The sequence below is a fragment of the Burkholderia pulmonis genome (genome assembly GCF_984667975.1).
Genome location: NZ_OZ480186.1, coordinates 1,147,691 through 1,166,427 on the forward strand (window position 1 = coordinate 1,147,691; position 18,737 = coordinate 1,166,427).

Annotated in this window: 17 protein-coding genes and 2 tRNA genes; 9 read left to right on the plus strand and 10 right to left on the minus strand. The window is 67.5% G+C overall.

All coding sequences use genetic code 11. The annotated features are described in order from the left end of the window. Window positions 1-43: 43 nt before the first annotated feature. The 4 genes from AC5LXK_RS05405 to fdxA all read right to left on the minus strand — a co-directional run bounded on the left by AC5LXK_RS05405 (window position 44) and on the right by fdxA (window position 1,306). Complete coding sequence (locus AC5LXK_RS05405) at window positions 44-529, minus strand: CreA family protein (protein ID WP_493390646.1); 486 nt, start codon at window positions 527-529, stop codon at window positions 44-46. Between the two features lie 128 nt (window positions 530-657). Further along, window positions 658-733: transfer RNA gene (locus AC5LXK_RS05410), tRNA-Asn, on the minus strand. 71 nt (window positions 734-804) lie between these two features. Further along, a tRNA-Asn gene (locus AC5LXK_RS05415) sits at window positions 805-880 on the minus strand. Between the two features lie 102 nt (window positions 881-982). Further along, complete coding sequence (gene fdxA / locus AC5LXK_RS05420) at window positions 983-1,306, minus strand: ferredoxin FdxA (protein ID WP_034183076.1); 324 nt, start codon at window positions 1,304-1,306, stop codon at window positions 983-985. Between the two features lie 288 nt (window positions 1,307-1,594). Here fdxA and pncB point away from each other — a divergent pair, with 288 nt between their 5' ends. The 5 genes from pncB (at window position 1,595) to AC5LXK_RS05445 (ending at window position 7,565) form a co-directional block, all read left to right on the plus strand. Continuing rightward, window positions 1,595-2,794, plus strand: a complete 1,200-nt coding sequence (gene pncB, locus AC5LXK_RS05425; RefSeq protein ID WP_493390647.1) for a nicotinate phosphoribosyltransferase — start codon at window positions 1,595-1,597, stop codon at window positions 2,792-2,794. Between the two features lie 88 nt (window positions 2,795-2,882). After that, window positions 2,883-3,545, plus strand: a complete 663-nt coding sequence (locus AC5LXK_RS05430) for a LutC/YkgG family protein (protein WP_493390648.1) — start codon at window positions 2,883-2,885, stop codon at window positions 3,543-3,545. A gap of 43 nt (window positions 3,546-3,588) precedes the next feature. Beyond that, entirely contained in the window at window positions 3,589-5,019 is a 1,431-nt protein-coding gene (locus tag AC5LXK_RS05435) for a sodium:proton antiporter (protein ID WP_493390649.1), read from the plus strand. An 81-nt stretch (window positions 5,020-5,100) separates the two neighbouring features. Beyond that, window positions 5,101-6,090 (plus strand): 2-hydroxyacid dehydrogenase, encoded by a 990-nt coding sequence (locus AC5LXK_RS05440; protein WP_493390650.1) that lies wholly within the window; start codon window positions 5,101-5,103, stop codon window positions 6,088-6,090. After that, entirely contained in the window at window positions 6,087-7,565 is a 1,479-nt protein-coding gene (locus AC5LXK_RS05445) for a DNA recombination protein RmuC (protein WP_493390651.1), read from the plus strand. Before AC5LXK_RS05440 ends, AC5LXK_RS05445 begins: the two co-directional genes overlap by 4 nt. Before the next feature lie 90 nt (window positions 7,566-7,655). On the opposite strand, the gene AC5LXK_RS05450 is transcribed toward AC5LXK_RS05445, so the two are convergent. From AC5LXK_RS05450 to AC5LXK_RS05475, 6 genes are all read right to left on the minus strand, one after another. Next, window positions 7,656-8,141, minus strand: coding sequence for a GNAT family N-acetyltransferase (locus AC5LXK_RS05450; protein WP_493390652.1), 486 nt, complete (start codon window positions 8,139-8,141; stop codon window positions 7,656-7,658). Beyond that, window positions 8,138-8,413 carry a hypothetical protein gene (locus AC5LXK_RS05455; protein ID WP_006476519.1) on the minus strand — a complete coding sequence of 92 codons (276 nt, stop codon included), beginning with the start codon at window positions 8,411-8,413 and terminating at the stop codon, window positions 8,138-8,140. Before AC5LXK_RS05455 ends, AC5LXK_RS05450 begins: the two co-directional genes overlap by 4 nt. Window positions 8,414-8,452: 39 nt before the next feature. Continuing rightward, window positions 8,453-9,745, minus strand: a complete 1,293-nt coding sequence (gene moeA / locus AC5LXK_RS05460; RefSeq protein WP_493390653.1) for a molybdopterin molybdotransferase MoeA — start codon at window positions 9,743-9,745, stop codon at window positions 8,453-8,455. Window positions 9,746-9,850: 105 nt separating this feature from the next. Further along, a complete protein-coding gene (mobA, locus tag AC5LXK_RS05465; protein ID WP_493390654.1) occupies window positions 9,851-10,468 on the minus strand; it encodes a molybdenum cofactor guanylyltransferase MobA in 618 nt (205 codons plus the stop codon). A 28-nt stretch (window positions 10,469-10,496) separates the two neighbouring features. Then, window positions 10,497-11,609: a GTP 3',8-cyclase MoaA gene (gene moaA / locus AC5LXK_RS05470; RefSeq protein WP_493390655.1), complete on the minus strand. Its 1,113-nt coding sequence runs from the start codon at window positions 11,607-11,609 to the stop codon at window positions 10,497-10,499. A gap of 129 nt (window positions 11,610-11,738) precedes the next feature. Then, window positions 11,739-14,915, minus strand: a complete 3,177-nt coding sequence (locus tag AC5LXK_RS05475) for an Rne/Rng family ribonuclease (RefSeq protein WP_493390656.1) — start codon at window positions 14,913-14,915, stop codon at window positions 11,739-11,741. Between the two features lie 722 nt (window positions 14,916-15,637). Between AC5LXK_RS05475 and AC5LXK_RS05480 the strand changes: the two genes are divergently transcribed. From AC5LXK_RS05480 to AC5LXK_RS05495, 4 genes are read left to right on the plus strand one after another with little or no spacing between them, the layout of a single operon-like run. Beyond that, complete coding sequence (locus AC5LXK_RS05480; RefSeq protein WP_493390657.1) at window positions 15,638-16,642, plus strand: RluA family pseudouridine synthase; 1,005 nt, start codon at window positions 15,638-15,640, stop codon at window positions 16,640-16,642. Window positions 16,643-16,647: 5 nt separating this feature from the next. Next, window positions 16,648-17,307 carry an HAD-IA family hydrolase gene (locus tag AC5LXK_RS05485; RefSeq protein WP_493390658.1) on the plus strand — a complete coding sequence of 220 codons (660 nt, stop codon included), beginning with the start codon at window positions 16,648-16,650 and terminating at the stop codon, window positions 17,305-17,307. After that, on the plus strand, window positions 17,304-17,705 hold the full coding sequence (locus AC5LXK_RS05490) for a Rieske (2Fe-2S) protein (protein WP_176046834.1): 402 nt from the start codon (window positions 17,304-17,306) through the stop codon (window positions 17,703-17,705). The genes AC5LXK_RS05485 and AC5LXK_RS05490 overlap by 4 nt, the downstream gene beginning before the upstream one ends. 12 nt (window positions 17,706-17,717) lie before the next feature. Beyond that, a complete protein-coding gene (locus AC5LXK_RS05495) occupies window positions 17,718-18,710 on the plus strand; it encodes a S49 family peptidase (protein WP_493390659.1) in 993 nt (330 codons plus the stop codon). Window positions 18,711-18,737: the final 27 nt, after the last annotated feature.

Genomic DNA, 18,737 nt, shown 5'->3' on the forward strand with positions numbered 1-18,737 from the left:
CGAACCGATAGTGTATCGCTCGCGCGCCCGGCGGGCGCAGGCTTTACTTGACCGGAATCGTCGTGCCGGCGGGCATCGGCACCGCGGTGACGGCGTTCTTCGGGCTGCCGCTGACGATGCGGTCGCTGTAGGTCAGGTAGACGATCGTGTTGCGCTTCTTGTCGACCACGCGCACGACGTGCAGCGTCTTGAAGATGAACGACATGCGTTCGCTGAACACGTCGGTCTGCTGCTTGAGCGGTTCCTTGAAGCTGATCGGGCCGACCTGTCGGCACGCGATCGACGCTTCGCTCGGATCCTCGGCGACGCCCAGCGTGCCCTTGATTCCGCCCGTGCGCGCACGCGACACGTAGCAGGTCACGCCGTTCACGACCGGATCGTCATACGCTTCGACGACCACGCGGTCGGAGCCCGTGACGCGGAAATGGGTGTTGACGCTGCCGACTTCCTCCGCGTGCGCGAGCGGTGCCGCGACGAAGGCGGAGAGCAGGAGGGCGAAGGGGGCGGAGCGGAGGAGGCGATGCTTCATCGACGGAACCGGATGCGAATGCGGGACAGAGACTCTAGCACGCGCGTGACCGGGCAATGAAAGGCGGAACAGCGGGAGGGCGGCAGGAAAAACAAAAGGCCCGTCGAATGACGGGCCTTTCGCTTGTCTGGCTCCCCGACCTGGGCTCGAACCAGGGACCTACGGATTAACAGTCCGGCGCTCTACCGACTGAGCTATCGGGGAATAAATCGGTATATCTGCGTGTGTTGTTTCCAACAAAAAACCCGTCCACTTTCAACGGGCTTTTGTGTTTTTGGCTCCCCGACCTGGGCTCGAACCAGGGACCTACGGATTAACAGTCCGGCGCTCTACCGACTGAGCTATCGGGGAACAAACAACAACAGCAGAGAAACGAGATTGTATGGAGTGTTCGCTAACCTGTCAATACTTTTGGGCGGTGGCGCACAAAAGTTTTTGACGGCCGCTGCGCGATCAGCGTTCGAGCAGGTGCAGTTTGTCCTGCACGTCCTTCCACTCGTCCGCGTCGGCCGGTGCCGGCTTGGTCTTCGTGATCGACGGCCAGCCCTTTGCCAGCTCGGCGTTCAGCTCGGTGAACTGCTGCTGGTCGCCCGGAACGTCTTCTTCGGCATAGATCGCGTTGGTCGGGCACTCGGCGACGCACACGGCGCAGTCGATGCACTCGTCCGGATCGATGGCGAGAAAGTTGGGACCTTCACGGAAGCAATCCACCGGGCACACATCCACGCAGTCCGTGTATTTGCACTTGATGCAGCCTTCGGTCACAACGTGAGTCATTAAAACGCTCCTGCTTGGCGGTATATATGGGGTGGCGTTTGCGCCAAAAGCGGCATTGTAACTGAAGCGCAAAACCCGCATGGCGTGGTCGGCTATCCGGCTTATATCGTTTCGTGATTAGTTTATGGGGTGTGCAAAGATGATGCCCGCACACGGGGCGCCGGCGCGACGGGACAAGGCGGCGGGCGGTTTCACGATGGTCGGGCCCGCATTCGGGTAACATGGCCGACAGACCGGGCGGCGCGCGGTGCGCCGGGGCCCTGTCACGATATTGGCGGTGCCGTAATCATGATCATCACTTCGCTGCTGGACACGGATCTCTACAAGTTCACGATGATGCAGGTCGTCCTGCATCATTTTCCCGCTGCAAGCGTCGAATACCGTTTCCGGTGCCGCACACCGGGCGTCGATCTCGTGCCGTACATCGACGAGATCCGCGACGAGGTACGCGGCCTTTGCTCGCTGCGCTTTTCCGACGTCGAGCTCGACTACCTGCGGCGCATGCGCTTCATCAAGAGCGATTTCGTCGACTTCCTCGCGCTGTTCCACCTGAACGAGAAGTACATCTCGATCACGCCGTCGCCGAAGGGCAACGGCGAGATCGACATCGAGATCGAGGGGCCGTGGCTGCATACGATCCTGTTCGAGATCCCGGTGCTCGCGATCGTCAACGAAGTCTATTTCCGCAATACGCAGCGCGAACCCGACTATCGCGAAGGCCGCGAGCGGCTGCGCGAGAAGATCAAGCTGCTTGGCGCGAAACCCGAATTCGCCGATTGCAAGATCGCCGACTACGGCACGCGCCGGCGCTTCTCGAAGGTCTGGCACGAGGAGGTCGCGCTCACGCTGCGCGACGGGCTCGGCCCGCAGTTCGCCGGCACGAGCAACGTGCTGTACGCGATGAAGCACGACATCACGCCGCTCGGCACGATGGCGCACGAATACCTGCAGGCGTGCCAGGCGCTCGGCCCACGGCTGCGCGATTCGCAGATCTACGGCTTCGAGATGTGGGCGAAGGAATATCGGGGCGACCTCGGGATCGCGCTGTCGGACGTCTACGGGATGGACGCGTTCCTGAACGACTTCGACATGTACTTCTGCAAGCTGTTCGACGGCGCGCGCCACGATTCGGGCGATCCGTTCGACTGGGGCGAGCGGATGCTGCACCATTACGAGGCGAACCGGTGCGACCCGCGCACCAAGGTGCTGGTGTTCTCGGACGCGCTCGACATCCCGAAGGTCATGCAGTTGTACGAACGGTTCCGCGGGCGCTGCAAGCTTGCGTTCGGCGTCGGCACGAACCTCACCAACGATCTCGGCTACGTACCGCTGCAGATCGTGATCAAGATGGTCCGCTGCAACGGCCAGCCGGTCGCGAAGCTGTCGGATTCGCCGGGCAAGAGCATGTGCGACGACAAGGCGTATCTCGCGTACCTGCGCCAGGTGTTCGGCATCGCGCAGCCGGTCGAGGAAGACGCGTCGAAGTGAGCGCCGGCCGTTCGGCCGAAGGTGCGTGGCGGCAGGGGCGGCCGGTATAATCCGATGGTATTGCACGCCAACGTCACGAGGACCGTTCATGGACACTTCTGCTGCCCGTCGCCAGATCCTCGCGCGCATCCGCGCGGCGCAGGGGCGCGCGGCCGAGCCCGACGCAGCGGAGCGCGACGGTGTCGCCGACTATCTCGCCCGTCATCCGCAGGGCCCGCGCCCGCCGGCGCCGGCCGATCTCGTCGCCGCCTTCGTCGATGAAGCGGCGCGCCTGTCGACCACGGTCGACGAAGTCGCGACGCTGGCCGACGCGCCCGCTGCCGCCGCCCGTTATCTTTCCGCTCACGGCCTGCCGACGCAGGCCGTTGCCTGGCGCACGCTGGCCGATCTCGACTGGGCCGGCGCCGGCCTGTCGGTCGAGTGCCGCAAGCCGCGCGACGGCGATCTCGTCGGGTTGACCGGCTGTTTTTGCGCGACCGCCGAGACGGGGTCGCTGGTGCTGCTGTCCGGCCCCGATACGTATGCATCGGCCGGGCTGCTGCCGGAAACTCACATCGCGATCGTGCCGGCATCGCGGATCGTCGCCGGTCACGAAGACGCATTCGCGCTGATTCGCGCGGAGCGCGGCGAATTGCCGCGCGCGGTCAATTTCGTGTCGGGCCCGTCGCGTACCGGCGACATCGAGCAGACCATCGTCCTGGGCGCGCACGGCCCGTACCGCGTGCATGCGATCGTCGTACGGGGCGCATGACGCGCCCGCTGCATCCACCACCATTCGAACAAGGAAGTTCTGCATGAAACGACATGCCGCCTGGGCGGGCATGGCGTCGGGAATCGCGCTTGGCGCGGTTCCGGCGCTCGCATCGGCCGCCACGCTCGACGGTGCCACGCTGTCCGCGCTCTGGGGTGTCCCGTTCGCCGGGATCCTGCTGTCGATCGCGCTGTTCCCGCTCGTCGCCCCCGTGTTCTGGCATCACCACTTCGGCAAGATCGCCGCCGGCTGGGCGATCGCGTTCCTCGTGCCGTTCGCGGTCGCGTTCGGTGCCGGCACCGCGTTCGGCACGCTCGTGCATGCGCTGCTCGAGGAATACATTCCGTTCATCGTGCTGCTTACCGCGCTCTATACGGTCGCGGGCGGCATCTGCGTGAACGGCAACCTGCACGGCACGCCGAAGCTGAACACCGGGATCCTCGCGCTCGGCACGCTGCTCGCGAGCGTGATGGGCACGACGGGCGCCGCGATGCTGCTGATCCGGCCGCTCCTGCGCGCGAACGACAACCGCAAGCACGTCGTGCACGTCGTGATCTTCTTCATCTTCCTCGTCGCGAACGCGGGCGGCTCGTTGTCTCCGCTCGGCGATCCGCCGCTGTTCCTCGGCTTCCTGAACGGCGTGAGCTTCTTCTGGACCACCACGCATCTCGCGCTGCCGATGCTGTTCATCTGCGTCGTGCTGCTGACGCTGTTCTTCGCGCTCGACACGTACTTCTACCGGAAGGGCGGCGAGGAGCGGCCGGCCGTGCTCGATCCGACGCCCGACGGCACGGCCCTGTCGATCGACGGCAAGATCAACTTCGTGCTGCTCGCGGCCGTGGTCGCACTCGTGCTGATGAGCGGCATCTGGAAGCCCGGCATCACGTTCGACGTGTGGGGTACGCACGTCGCGCTGCAGAATCTCGTGCGCGACGTCGCGCTCGCGGGCGTGACGCTCGCGTCGCTCGCGCTGACACCGCGTTCGGCGCGCGAAGGCAACGCGTTCAACTGGGCGCCGATCGAGGAAGTCGCGAAGCTGTTCGCGGGCATCTTCGTGACGATCGCGCCGGTGATCGTGATCCTGCGTGCGGGCGCGGACGGTTCGTTCGCGCAGATCGTCCATCTCGTCACGGGGCCGGACGGCAAGCCGGTCGACGCGATGTACTTCTGGGCGACGGGCATCCTGTCGTCGTTCCTCGACAATGCGCCGACCTATCTGGTGTTCTTCAACCTCGCGGGCGGCGACGCACAGACGCTGATGACGACGGGCGCATCGACGCTCGCCGCGATTTCCGCGGGCGCGGTGTTCATGGGCGCGAACAGCTATATCGGCAACGCGCCGAACTTCATGGTGAAGGCGATCGCCGAATCGCGCGGCGTGAAGATGCCGAGCTTCTTTGCGTACCTCGGCTGGGCGCTGGTCGTGCTGATACCGGTTTTCCTGCTGACGTCGTGGCTGTTCTTCACGGCGTAAGCTGACGATTTTCAACCTCGAGCGGGCGGCCCCGGCAGCGCATGGCGCGCTGCGACCCGTCCGCGGCATGCGGAGATGGCGATGCAGAAGATCCTGGTCGCGCGTCCGATCTTTCCGGACGTGATCGAACGCCTCAAGCAGTATTTCGAAGTCGACTGGAACAACGGCGACGCGCTCGCACCCGATGTGCTCGCCGCGCGCCTGGCCGACAAGGACGGGGCGCTGACGGCCGGCGACCCGGTCGGTGCGGCGACGCTCGCGGCGGCGCCGCGCCTGCGCGTCGTGGCGAACATGGCGGTCGGCTACAACAACTTCGACATGGCTGCGTTCAACGCGGCGAACGTGCTCGGCACGAATACGCCCGACGTACTGAACGAATCGACCGCCGATTTCGGCTGGGCGTTGATGATGGCCGCCGCGCGCCGGATCGCCGAATCCGAGCACTGGCTGCGCGCCGGCCACTGGCAGAAGTGGGCGTACGACGGCTTTCTCGGCACCGACATCCACGGCTCGACGCTCGGGGTCATCGGGATGGGCCGCATCGGCCAGGCGCTCGCACGCCGCGCGCGCGGCTTCGGGATGCAGGTGATCTATCACAACCGCTCGCGGGTCGCGCCCGAGATCGAGGCCGAGCTGAATGCCGAATACGTGTCGAAGGATGCGCTGCTCGCGCGCGCCGATCACGTCGTGCTCGTGCTGCCGTACACGAAGGAAAACCATCACACGATCGGCGCGGCCGAGCTCGCGAAGATGAAATCCACGGCGACGCTGACCAACATCGCGCGCGGCGGGATCGTCGACGATGCGGCGCTGGCCGTTGCGCTGCGCGACGGCACGATCGCCGCGGCCGGGCTCGACGTGTACGAGGGCGAGCCGACCGTGCATCCGGCGCTGCTCGAGGTGCCGAACGTCGTGCTGACGCCGCATATCGCGAGCGCGACCGAAAAGACGCGCCGCGCGATGGCGAATCTCGCCGCCGACAACCTGATCGCCGCGCTGGGCGAGGGGCCGCGCGCGGGGCAACCGCCGAATCCCATCAACCCTGACGTGATCGGGAAGTCGCGCGCATGACGATGACGTTGTTGCTTGCGGCGGTCGTCGTGCTGGTCGTCGCACTTGCGGTGGCGATCGTCGCGCTCGCGCGCGGCGGCGGCCGCCACGACGATGTCGCGGTGCTCGGCGACCAGATCGAGGACGCCGCGCATGCGCAGGCACGCGCGGTCGAACGGCTCGAGCGCGAATTGCGCGGCGAGATCGTCGAGAACGCGCGCGGCTCGCGCACCGAGCTGGCCGGCAGCTTCGCGCAGCTTCAGCAGACGCTCGCCGCGCAGCTGACGAGCGTGGCGACCGTGCAGAACAACCAGATCGAGGGGTTCGCGCAGCAGCTCGGCAAGCTCGTCGCCGGCAATGCGCAGCAGTTCGACGCGATGCGCGAGAGCGTGCAGCGCCAGGCGCAGCAGGCGCGCGAGGAACAGACGGGCGCACTCCGGTTGTTCGGTGACACGTTGAACCGGCAGCTCACGCAACTGACCGAGGCGAACGATCGGCGGATCGGCGAGGTGCGGGCGACGCTCGAGCAGCGTCTGAAGGAAATCGAGACCAACAACGCGGCGAAGCTCGAGGAAATGCGTCGTACCGTCGACGAGAAGCTGCACGCGACGCTCGAGCACCGGCTCGGCGAATCGTTCAAGCTCGTGTCGGACCGGCTCGAGCAGGTGCATCGCGGGCTCGGCGAAATGCAGACGCTCGCGGCCGGCGTCGGCGACCTGAAGAAGGTGCTGACCAACGTGAAGACGCGCGGAACCTGGGGCGAAGTGCAGCTCGAAGCGCTGCTTGAACAGATGCTGACGCCCGACCAGTACGCGAAGAACGTCGCGACGGTGCCGAAGAGCACCGAGCGCGTCGAGTTCGCGATCCGGCTGCCGGGGCGCGAGGCCGGCACGCGCGACGCGCCGCCGGTATGGCTGCCGATCGACGCGAAATTCCCGCGCGAAGACTACGAGCGTCTGATCGACGCGCAGGAGCGCGCCGATGCGGTGGCGGTCGAGGAGGCGGCCCGCGCGCTCGAGTCGCGTGTCCGGCTGGAGGCGCGCACGATCGCCGAGAAGTACGTCGCGCCGCCGCACACGACCGATTTCGCACTGCTGTTCCTGCCGACCGAGGGGCTCTATGCGGAGATCCTGCGCCGCCCGGGGCTGACCGACCTGCTGCAGCGCGACTATCGCGTGACGGTTGCCGGGCCGACGACGCTCACCGCGCTGCTGAACAGTCTGCAGATGGGCTTCCGCACACTCGCGATCGAGCAGCGCTCGAGCGAGGTCTGGCAGGTGCTCGGCGCGGTCAAGACGGAGTTCGGCAAGTTCGGCGACGTGCTCGCGCGCACGAAGTCGCAACTCGAAACGGTCACGCGCTCGATCGAGGCGGCCGAGCAGCGCACGCGCGTGATGAACCGCAAGCTGAAGCAGGTCGAGGCGCTGCCGGGCGACACCGCGGCGGGGTTGCTCGGTGCGGAAGGCGCTGACGGCGCCGATGCCGACGACGCGTGATGCGTGTCGCCTGCCGCCGCCGGAACGAAAAAACGGGCGCCGAGGCGCCCGTTTTCTTTTGAAGCGATCACCGGTGCAGCCGGCCCGCGCTCATGGTCCGGCGAGCGTACCCAGCGCGTCGCCCGTCACGCGGACGATGCGCCACTCGGGCAGCACGGTGGCGCCCATCTTCTCGTAGAAATCGATCGCCGGCTGGTTCCAGTCGAGGACCGACCATTCGAAGCGGCCGCAACGGCGCTCGACGGCGAGTGCCGCGAGATGACGCAGCATCGCGGTGCCGAGGCCCGTGCCGCGCTGCGACGGCTGCACGTACAGATCCTCGAGATAGAGGCCGCGACGGCCGAGGAACGTCGAGTAATTGTGGAAGAACAGCGCATACGCGACGATCTCGCCGTCCTGCTCGGCTACCCGCGCTTCGGCGGCGGGATGCTCGCCGAACAGCGCGTCGGCGAGATCGGCTTCGGTCGCGACGAACAGATCCGTGAGCTTCTCGAACTCGGCGAGCTCGCGCATCAGCGCGAGGATCGCGCCGACGTCGCGCGCTTCGGCTGCACGGATCAGCGGCGTGCCGCTCACGCTTCCTCCGGCGGATCGGACAGCACGATCTCGATGCCGCCGAAGCGCGACGCGACCCAGTTGTACGCGTGACATGCGATCCACAGCAGCACGAAACCGAGAATCGCGTTCAGCAGCAGCGCGCTCAGGATCGTGCTCAGTTCGACCATCCCGTAGCGGATGTACGCGACGAGAATGCCGAGCAGCACGATCGGCACGCTGAACGTCAGGTAGACGAGGATCAGCGCCTTTGCGGTCTGCCCCGCGGCGATCGACGAGATTTGTTTTTTCATGTGCGGATTGCCCCCGTAGAGATATACCAATAGTGGAATTCAGATCAGGCCGTCGAGCGGCAGGATGTCGACCGGGGCGCCCGCGTCGACTGCCGCGGTATCGTGGCCCAGGACGATGAAACAGTTGGCGGCTGCGAGGCCGCTCAGCGACGCGGAGCTTTGCGATCCGGCCGGCGCGACGTGCCAGCGACCGTCGGCAGCGCGCGTCGCGATGCCGCGCAGATATTCGGTGCGGCCGGGGCGCGTCTTCAGCGCTTGCGTGCTGAGGGCCGTGTACATCGCCGGCGGCGGCGTCTGCGCGCCGGCCAGTGTCAGCAGCGCAGGGCGAACGATCGCGTAGAACGTGACGGCGGACGCGACCGGATTGCCGGGCAGCCCGAAGAACAGCGCGTGACCGGCACCGCCGGCCGAGCGTGCGAGCGTGCCGCACGCGAGCGGCCGGCCGGGCCGCAGCGCGAGGCTCGCGAACGTCACATTGCCGAGTTTTGCCATCACGTCGCGTGTGAAGTCGGCTTCGCCGACCGACACGCCGCCCGACGTGATCACCGCGTCGGCCTGCGCGGCGACGGCGTCGCGCAACGCGGCTTCGAGCGCTGCCGGGTCGTCGCGGACGATACCGAGGTCGACCGCGTCCACGTGAAGCCGTTCGAGCATCGCGATCAGCATTCCGCGATTGCTGTCGTACAGCGCGCCGCGGCCGAGCGGTTCGCCGGGTTCGCGCAGCTCGTCGCCGGTCGAGAACACGGCGACGCGTACGCGGCGGCGTACCGACACGGCGGTAATGCCGAACGACGCGAGCAGGCCGAGATCGGACGGGCGCAGGATGCGGCCTGCGGCGAGTGCACAGGCGCCGCGCGCGAGATCCTCGCCGGCCTTGCGGCAGTTCGCGCCGCGTACGACGTCGGACGCGGCGAAGCGGATCGTGTCGCCGTCGACGCGCACGCGTTCCTGGGGAATCACCGTGTCGCATCTGGCCGGCATCGGCGCGCCCGTCATGATGCGCACGCATGAACCGGCCGCCACGGCGCCGTCGAACGGATGGCCGGCGAAAGCGGTGCCGGAGACGGTCATCGCCACGTCACCCCGGGGCGATGCGAGCGCGGCTGCGTCGAACGCATAGCCGTCCATTGCCGAATTGTCGTACGCGGGAATGTCGAACGGCGCGTTCACGTCGGCCGCGAGCACGCGGTCGAGCGCATCACGCAGCGTCACCGTGTCGCACGCATCCACGGGCACCGCGAAGCGGCACGCGAGCGCCTGCGCGTCGGCGAGCGACAGCGGAGCATCGGAATCGGGTGCGGTTCGGGAGGCGGGCGAGGATTGCGTGATCATCAGTCGGACTGCGCCGCAAGGCGTATCGGGTTCGTGGCCGGTGGCGCGAGGAGGGTGCCTGGGCGCGGGTTTCGCGTGCGGCGGGCGGGAACGGCACGGGCGCCGTCAGCGGCGGGCCAGCGCGTCGAGTTCCTGCCAGGAGTTGGCATTGTAAAACGCACGCTCGTCGCGAAACTCGACTTCGACCGTCTTGTGGCGTGCGTACCACGCACGCACCTTGCGGTCGCCGGCCGCGAGTCGGGCGGCCAGGTCGTCCGCCAGCGACGTGCGCAGCAGCGCGAACGTCGGTTGCGGCGAGCGCACCTGTTGCGTGTCGACGGTCACCGCCATCGCGATGTCGGCCTGCTGCGCGTCGAGTGCTGCGTGCAGCCGCGCGACGAGGTCGGCGGGCAGATAGGGGGTGTCGCACGGCGAACTGGCGACGAGCGGTGCGCGCGCTGCCCGCATGCCGGCAAGCAGGCCCGCGAGCGGGCCGGGGAAGTCGGGCGTTTCGTCGGCGACGATGCGCGCGTCGAACGGCGCACCCAGTTCGGCATAGCGATCGGCGTGGCGATTCGCGCTGATCAGCGTCTCGCCGACCTGGGGCGACAGCCGGCGCAGCACATGCAGCGCGAGCGGTGTGCCGTCGAGCAGTTGCAGGCCCTTGTCGACGCCGTCCATGCGCGTGCCGCGCCCGCCTGCGAGGAGCAGGCCGGCGATCGAGGGAGAAGCGGAAGCGGGCATCGTACGAAGGCGGAAAGGGCGGCGTGTGTCAGCCGCCGATATACGACATTTCGACGCGCTTGCCGGTGCCGTCAGGCAGCGCGTCGGCCGACGCGCTGCCGCGCAGCTGCGAATAGCGATCGGTGCGGGCCTGCCAGATGCGGGCGATCGCGGTCGCGATGTCGGCGTCGCTTGCGCCGCCGCGCACGAGCGCGCGCAGGTCGTGGCCCGTCGACGCGAACAGGCACAGGTACAGTTTGCCTTCGGTCGACAGCCGCGCACGCGTGCAGTCGCCGCAGAACGCTTGCGTGACGCTCGAGATCACGCCGATCTCGCCGCTGCCGTCCGCGTAGCCCCAGCGCTGCGCGGTTTCGGCCGCCGTGTGCGGCTCGAGCGGCACGAGCGGGAAATGTTCGGCGATGCGCGCGACGACGTCGGCCGACGGCAGCACCTCGGTCATGTTCCAGCCGTTCGACGTGCCGACGTCCATGTATTCGATGAAGCGCAGGATCACGCCGGTGCCGCGGAAACGCTCGGCCATCGGCAGGATCTCGCTGTCGTTGGTGCCGCGCTTCACGACCATGTTGACCTTGACCGGTGCGAGGCCCACGGCCTGCGCGGCGAAGATGCCGTCGAGCACGTCGGCACTCGCGAATTCGGCATCGTTCATGCGCTTGAACAGCGTGTCGTCGAGCGCGTCGAGGCTGACCGTCACGCGCGTGAGCCCGGCATCTTTCAGCGCGCGCGCCTTGCGCGCGAGCAGCGAGCCGTTGGTCGTCAGCGTCAGGTCGAGCGGGCGGCCGGCGTGTGTCGTCAGGCGTGCGAGGCGCTCGATCAGGAATTCGAGATTCTTGCGCAGCAGCGGCTCGCCACCCGTAATGCGGATCTTCTCGACGCCATGTGCGACAAAAAGTCGCGCCACGCGTTCGATTTCCTCGTGCGTGAGCAGCGCGCTGTGCGGCAGGAACGGGTAGTCCTTGTCGAAGACCGCACGCGGCATGCAGTACACGCAGCGGAAGTTGCAGCGATCCGTCACCGAAATGCGCAGGTCGCGCAGCGGCCTGGCAAACGTGTCGGCCAGCGTGCCGTCAGGGGCATGCGCGACGCCGGAGACGTCCGGCATCCCGCTGACGTCGGCGAGAGGAATGATGCGTCGGGACATGTTGAAAGAAGTGCGGACCAGACCTCTATTTTAGCCGCAAGCGGCCGGCTGGTCCGGTGGGCGGAAACCCGCAGCGCGGACATGAAAAAGCCCGCCGGAGGCGGGCTTTTCCTGGTCAGGCGATGCGAATTACTGGTGCGTCGTTTCGACCTGCTGCATCGGGGCCGTATCGGCCGGCGGCAGCACCTTGCGTTCACGCGGCACGCGGGCCGCGCGCGGGAGCTGCGAAGCGGCTTCCTGCGCAGCAGCGAACTTGCCGGCGTCCGTGTTCACCCAGACGAGACCGGCCTGCTCCAGCACGACATCCAGGCTCGCCGAAGCGGGCGCGGCTGCCGGTTGTGCGGGAACCGGGGCGGGTGCTGCGACGGCTTCGACCGGTGCAGCTTCGACCGATGCAGCTTCCACCGGCGCAGCTTCGACCGATGCAGCTTCCACCGGTGCCGGCGCGACAGCCACCGGAGCTGCCTCGACAGCAACGGCCGGTGCGGCCTGCTCGAACGGTGCGGCCTGCGGCGCCTCGACAGCGACCGGGGCTGCTGCCGGCGCGGCCGGCACTTCGAACGCGTCGGTCGGCGAAACCTCGACCGGAGCCGGGCCGGCTTCCGCGACAACCGGTGCAACCGGTGCCGGTTCTGCTGCCTGGACGGCGACGGCCGGCTCGACCGGAGCGGCTTCGACGGGTGCCGGGGCCGGCTGCGCTTCGACAGCGGCCGGTGCAGCATGCTGCTCGACGACTGCTTCCACGACGGCGGCGCTTGCCACGGCTGCGACGACTGCCGGGGCGGCCGTGTGGGCCGGCTCGGCTACGACCGGTGCTACCGGCGTTTCGGCTTGCGCTTCAGCTTCGCCTTCCGCACCTTGCTCGCCCTGGTCGACGACTGCGCCGTCTTCGTCGCGCTCGCGACGACCGCCGCGACGGCCGCGGCGGCGGCGACGACGTTCCTCGCCGTCACGCGCGCCGGCTTCCGCATCGGCTGCCAGCTCGGCGCCGGGCAGCGCTTCGGCGACGGCCTTGTCGTCTTCCTGTTCCGGGTGGGCTTCGCCACGGGTCACGGTTTCCAGCGTGGCCGCATGCTGGGTCGGCTTGCGGCGCTCGCCGCGCTCGCGACGTTCGCCGCGTTCCTGGCGCTCGCCGCGGCTGCCTGCCTCGACGCCTTCCGGCTGCTCGGCACGCTCGCGCGGCTCGCGGTTCTCGCGCGGTTCACGCGGCTCACGACCTTCGCGCGGTTCGCGGCCTTCGCGCGGGCCACGGCCCTCGCGACCTTCGCGGCCCTCACGACCTTCGCGGTTTTCGCGACCTTCACGCGGCTCACGGCCTTCACGCAGTTCACGACCCTCGCGCGGTTCGCGGCCTTCACGCGGTTCGCGCACTTCCTTGCCTTCGCGTTCCTGGCGTTGCGGCTGGCCACGGCCTGCTGCTGCCTGGTCGCGGCCGCCTTGTGCCTGCTGGGCGCCGCCGCGACGGTTGCGATTGCGGTCGCCGCCGCGCTGCTCGGTCTTCTCGCGGGCCGGACGGGCTGCCTGATCCTTCGCCGGTGCCGGCGCGGCAACCGGTGCGGGCGCCGGAGCCGGCGATACGCCGAACAGGCCCTTCAGCCAGCCGATGAAGCCGCCACTCGTCGCGACGACGGGGGCCGGCGCCGGAACGGGCTCGACCGGGCGCTGCGGTGCCGGGCTCGGCGCCGGACGCTCGGGCGTGATGCCCTTGACCGCGGCTTCCTGCTTCGGCTTCACTTCTGCCGCGCGCTTGCTGTAGCCGGTTTCCGACTCGAGTTCGCGGGCGGCTTCCTCGGCCATCTTCCAGGATGCACGCGGATCGTCGAGGCGCGCGTCGTCGTGACGCAGGCGCTCGAGCTTGTAGTGCGGCGTATCGAGGTGCTTGTTCGGGATCAGCACGATGCCGACCTTGAAGCGCGACTCGATCTTGTTGATTTCCTGACGCTTTTCGTTGAGCAGGAAGGCGGTCACCTCGACCGGCACCTGGCAATGGATCGCCGCGGTGTTTTCCTTCATCGCTTCTTCCTGAATGATCCGCAGGACCTGCAGCGCGGACGATTCGGTATCGCGGATGTGGCCGGTGCCGTTACAGCGCGGGCAGGTCACGTGGCTGCCTTCCGACAGGGCCGGGCGCAGGCGCTGGCGCGACAGTTCCATCAGGCCGAAGCGGGAGATCTTGCCCATCTGCACGCGCGCACGGTCGTGCTTGAGCGCGTCCTTCAGGCGTTGCTCGACTTCGCGCTGGCTCTTCGCCGATTCCATGTCGATGAAATCGATCACGATCAGGCCGCCGAGGTCGCGCAGGCGCAGCTGGCGGGCGACTTCGTCGGCCGCTTCGAGGTTCGTGCGGGTGGCCGTCTCCTCGATGTCCGCGCCCTTGGTCGCGCGCGCCGAGTTCACGTCGATCGCGACGAGCGCTTCGGTGTGGTCGATCACGATCGCGCCGCCCGACGGCAGCGGGACCGTGCGCGAGTACGCGGTCTCGATCTGGTGCTCGATCTGGAAGCGCGAGAACAGCGGCACGTCGTCGTGGTAGCGCTTCACCTTCGCGACGTTGTCCGGCATCACGATGTCCATGAAGGCGCGGGCCTGATCATGGATCTCGTTCGTGTCGATCAGGATTTCGCCGATATCGGGCTGGAAATAGTCCCGGATCGCGCGGATCACGAGGCTCGATTCCAGGTAGATCAGCATCGGCTGGCCGGAGTTGCCGCTTTGCGACGCCGCTTCGATCGCGCGCCACAGCTGCAGCAGGTAGTTCAGGTCCCACTGCAGTTCCTCGGCGCTGCGGCCGATGCCCGCGGTACGGGCGATCATGCTCATGCCGTCCGGAATCTGCAACTGCGCCATCGTTTCGCGCAGTTCCTGGCGCTCGTCGCCTTCGATCCGGCGCGACACGCCGCCGCCGCGCGGATTGTTCGGCATCAGCACGAGGTAACGGCCGGCGAGCGAGATGAAGGTGGTGAGGGCGGCGCCCTTGTTGCCACGCTCTTCCTTCTCGACCTGGACGATCAGCTCCTGGCCTTCGCGCAGGGCATCCTGGATGCGCGCGGAGCGCATGTCGATGCCTTCCTTGAAGTACTGGCGGGCGACTTCCTTGAACGGCAGGAAGCCGTGGCGGTCTTCGCCGTAATTGACGAAGCACGCTTCGAGCGACGGCTCGATGCGGGTGATGACACCTTTGTAGATATTGCCTTTGCGCTGTTCGCGCCCGGCTGTCTCGATGTCGATATCGATGAGCTTTTGCCCATCGACGATGGCGACGCGCAGCTCCTCCTGCTGCGTCGCATTGAACAGCATGCGTTTCATGAACGACTCCAGGCGGCTCCGCTGCCGGCGCCTCGCGGTTGTCAGTCGCGAGGTCGGGAACGACGGCAGGCCGCACCTTGTTGTGTTGTCACAAGCACGCTGGAGCGGGAACGATGGCGGGGAGAATTGCCTGAAGAGGCGCTTGGGCCCGAAACATGGGGCCGGCGGCCATAGGGCACCTGCGAATACGGTTTCAAAGCACGGCGTTCACACACCGCACGCTGCAAAAGCGCGCTAAGCCTGAGTCCGGGCATTGCCACGGGCGCGCGCAATGGGTCGCGCACGCCGACGGGCGGCAGATGCTGCGGCTTGGGCCGCAGCGGGGAGTATCGAATCCAGCCCGACTTTCCCGCTTGGGGTGTACTTCCCTGGTTTGACGTCGCCAAGCCCCGCACGCTTCGCGGGGCCAAATCGGGCGCAACGCCGTAATTTTCGCAACCGGCAGCCTGCGGACGCACTTCGCGCCGTCGGGCTACCGATCAAATTCTTTTCAACCAACTTTCCGTTACCGCGGCGCCTTGCCGACCGAATCCGCCTGTGGGCGCGATCCTTGCCGACGGGCGGCGCCGTGCGTGCAACTTGCTGCTTCTCTTTGATTAGGGGCGAGCAGCGGACCCCCGGCGCAAGTAAAATGACGGTTTGCGCTTGCGCCTTGCCCGATTCAGCCGGGGCCGGCCGGTCAGGCCACCCTCAACGTCAGGCTGGGCAAAATTATATTCAGTATGAATGAGTTAGGCAAAATATCCCAGAATTCGGTCGCAAGCGGCCAGGTATCGATGATCGAGATCGATGAAAACTCGGCCGGTCAGCGGATCGACAATTTCCTGTTGCGCGTCTGTAAAGGCGTGCCCAAAAGCCATATTTACCGGATCCTCCGCAGCGGCGAGGTGCGTGTCAACAAGGGCCGGGTCGACGCGCAGTACCGCCTCGCCCATGGCGACATCGTCCGCGTGCCGCCCGTGCGCGTGGCGGCGGCCGACCTCGCGCGCGCCGACACGCCGGTCGTACCGCCCGCGAATTTCGACGTGCTGTACGAGGACGACGCAATGCTCGTCATCAACAAGCCGGCCGGGGTCGCGGTCCACGGCGGCAGCGGCGTCGCGTTCGGCGTGATCGAGCAGATGCGCCAGGCGCGCCCGCGCGCGAAATTCCTCGAACTCGTGCACCGGCTCGACCGCGAGACGTCCGGGATCCTGATGCTCGCGAAGAAACGCACGGCGCTCGTGGGTCTGCACGAGCAGATCCGCGAGAACCGGATGGACAAGCGCTACTTCGCGTGCGCGCACGGCGAATGGCAGCCCGACTGGGGCCGTCGTCGCGCGGTGAAGGCGCCGCTGTTCAAGTATTCGACCCCGGAAGGGGAGCGCCGCGTCCGCGTGCAGGACGACGGGCTGCCGTCGCATACGGTGTTCAACCTCGTCGACTGCTGGTCCGACTACGTGCTCGTCGAAGCGGAACTCAAAACGGGTCGGACCCATCAGATCCGTGTGCACCTCGCGCATCTCGGCCTGCCGATCGCCGGCGACGCCAAGTACGGCGATTTCGCACTGAACAAGGCGCTGGCGCGCGCGAACGCGCAGCCGTCGCTGAAACGGATGTTCCTGCATGCGCACCGGCTGCGGCTCGCCCATCCGTTGACCGGCGAGGCGCTGCAGTTCGATGCGCCGCTGCCGGACGAATGCCGGCGTTTCCTCGATCAACTCAGCGCATTGCGCGATACCGCCTGAACCGCATGGCTCGACAGCAATTTGACCTGATCGTCTTCGACTGGGACGGCACGCTGATGGATTCGACTGCGCACATCGCGCACAGCATCCAGGCCGCATGCCGCGATCTCGGCCTGCCCACGCCGTCCGACGAGGCGTCGCGCTACGTGATCGGCCTCGGCCTGCGCGATGCGCTGCAGATTACGGCTCCGACCCTCGACCCGTCCGACTACTCGCGGCTGGCCGAGCGCTACCGCTATCACTATCTGCTCGACGACCAGCGCATCGTGCTGTTCGCCGGCGTGCGCGAATTGCTCGTCGAGCTGCGCGACACGGGCTACCTGCTTGCGGTTGCGACCGGCAAGGGTCGGGTCGGGCTGAACCGCGTGCTCGACCAGTCGAAGCTGACGAGCCTGTTCGACGCGACGCGCTGTGCGGACGAGACGTTCTCGAAACCGCACCCGGCGATGCTGCACGAGTTGTCGCGAGAATTGGGGCAGGATCTGTCGCGCACGGTGATGATCGGCGACACGACGCACGACCTGCAGATGGCGGCGAGCGCCGGTGCGGCCGGTGTCGGCGTCGCGTACGGCGCACACCCGGCCGATGCGCTGGCTGCACTGACGCCGCGTTTTGTCGCGCCGGACGTCGCGGCGCTGGCTGCGTGGCTGCGGGAGCACGCATGAGCACGGCGCCCGACGCCGTGCGCGTGTGCGCATCGGACGCACTGACCGACGGCGGCGCCGGCGTGCGGGTCGACGCGACGCTGCGCGGCGAGCAGGCCGTCGTGTTCTTCGTGCGCTACGACGGCCGCGCCTACGGCTACCTGAACCGCTGCGCGCATGTGCCGATGGAGCTCGACTGGGCCGAAGGGCAGTTCTTCGAGTCGTCGGGCCTCTACCTGATGTGCGCGACGCACGGCGCGATCTACGCGCCGGATACCGGCAAGTGCGTCGGCGGCCCGTGCCGCGGCGGCCGCCTGCGGCCGGTCGAGGTCGACGAACGCGACACGCCCGACGGCCGTGCGGTATTCTGGGTGCCCGATGCCGACCTGCATCCTGCCACTCCCGCCACGACCGACTGACGACACCACTGCATGGCCGACCAACCGAATTCCCCGGAATCCTCCTCCCGTCCCGACAACCGTGAACCGAACTGGGAGCGCGCGGCGCTTGAGCGGATCGCGCTCGCGGCCGTCAAGGAACAGCGCGCGGCACGGCGCTGGAAGATCTTCTTCCGCTTTGCGTTCCTCGGCGTGTTCGTGCTGTTCGCGTTCGCGCTGATCGATTTCTCGAGCGATTCGAAGTTCTCGTCGAGCGGGCGGCATACGGCGCTCGTGACGATCGACGGCGAGATCGCGGCCGGCGTCAACGCGAATGCCGACGACATCAACACGGCGCTCGACGCGGCATTCGACGACGACGGCACCGTCGGCGTCGTGCTGCGGATCAACAGCCCGGGCGGCAGCCCCGTGCAGGCCGGCATGGTCTACGACGAGATCCGGCGGCTGCGCGCGAAGTATCCGGACAAGCCGCTGTACGTCGTCGTGACCGACATGTGCGCATCGGGCGGCTATTACATCGCGTCCGCGGCCGACAAGATCTTCGTCGACAAGGCGAGCATCGTCGGGTCGATCGGCGTGCTGATGGACGGATTCGGCTTTACCGGCCTGATGGGCAAGCTCGGCGTCGAGCGGCGCCTGCATACGTCGGGCGAAAACAAGGGCTTCTACGATCCGTTCTCGCCCGAAACGCCGAAGATGGACGCGCATGCGCAGGCGCTGCTCGACCAGGTGCACGCGCAGTTCATCAAGGCCGTGAAGGATGGTCGCGGCAAGCGGCTGCACGAGACGCCCGACATGTTCTCGGGCCTGTTCTGGACCGGCGAGAAGAGCGTCGAGCTCGGGCTTGCCGACGGCTACGGCACGACCGACACGGTCGCGCGCGACGTGCTGAAGGCGCCCGATCTCGTCGACTACACGGTGAAGGAAAGCCTGACGAACCGTGTCGCGCGCAAGTTCGGCGCGGCCGTCGGCGGCGCCGCGATGAAGGCGCTGACGGCCGGCGCCGCATCGGTCAGCCTGCGCTGACCGGTTGGTGGCGGGCCGCCATGGCCC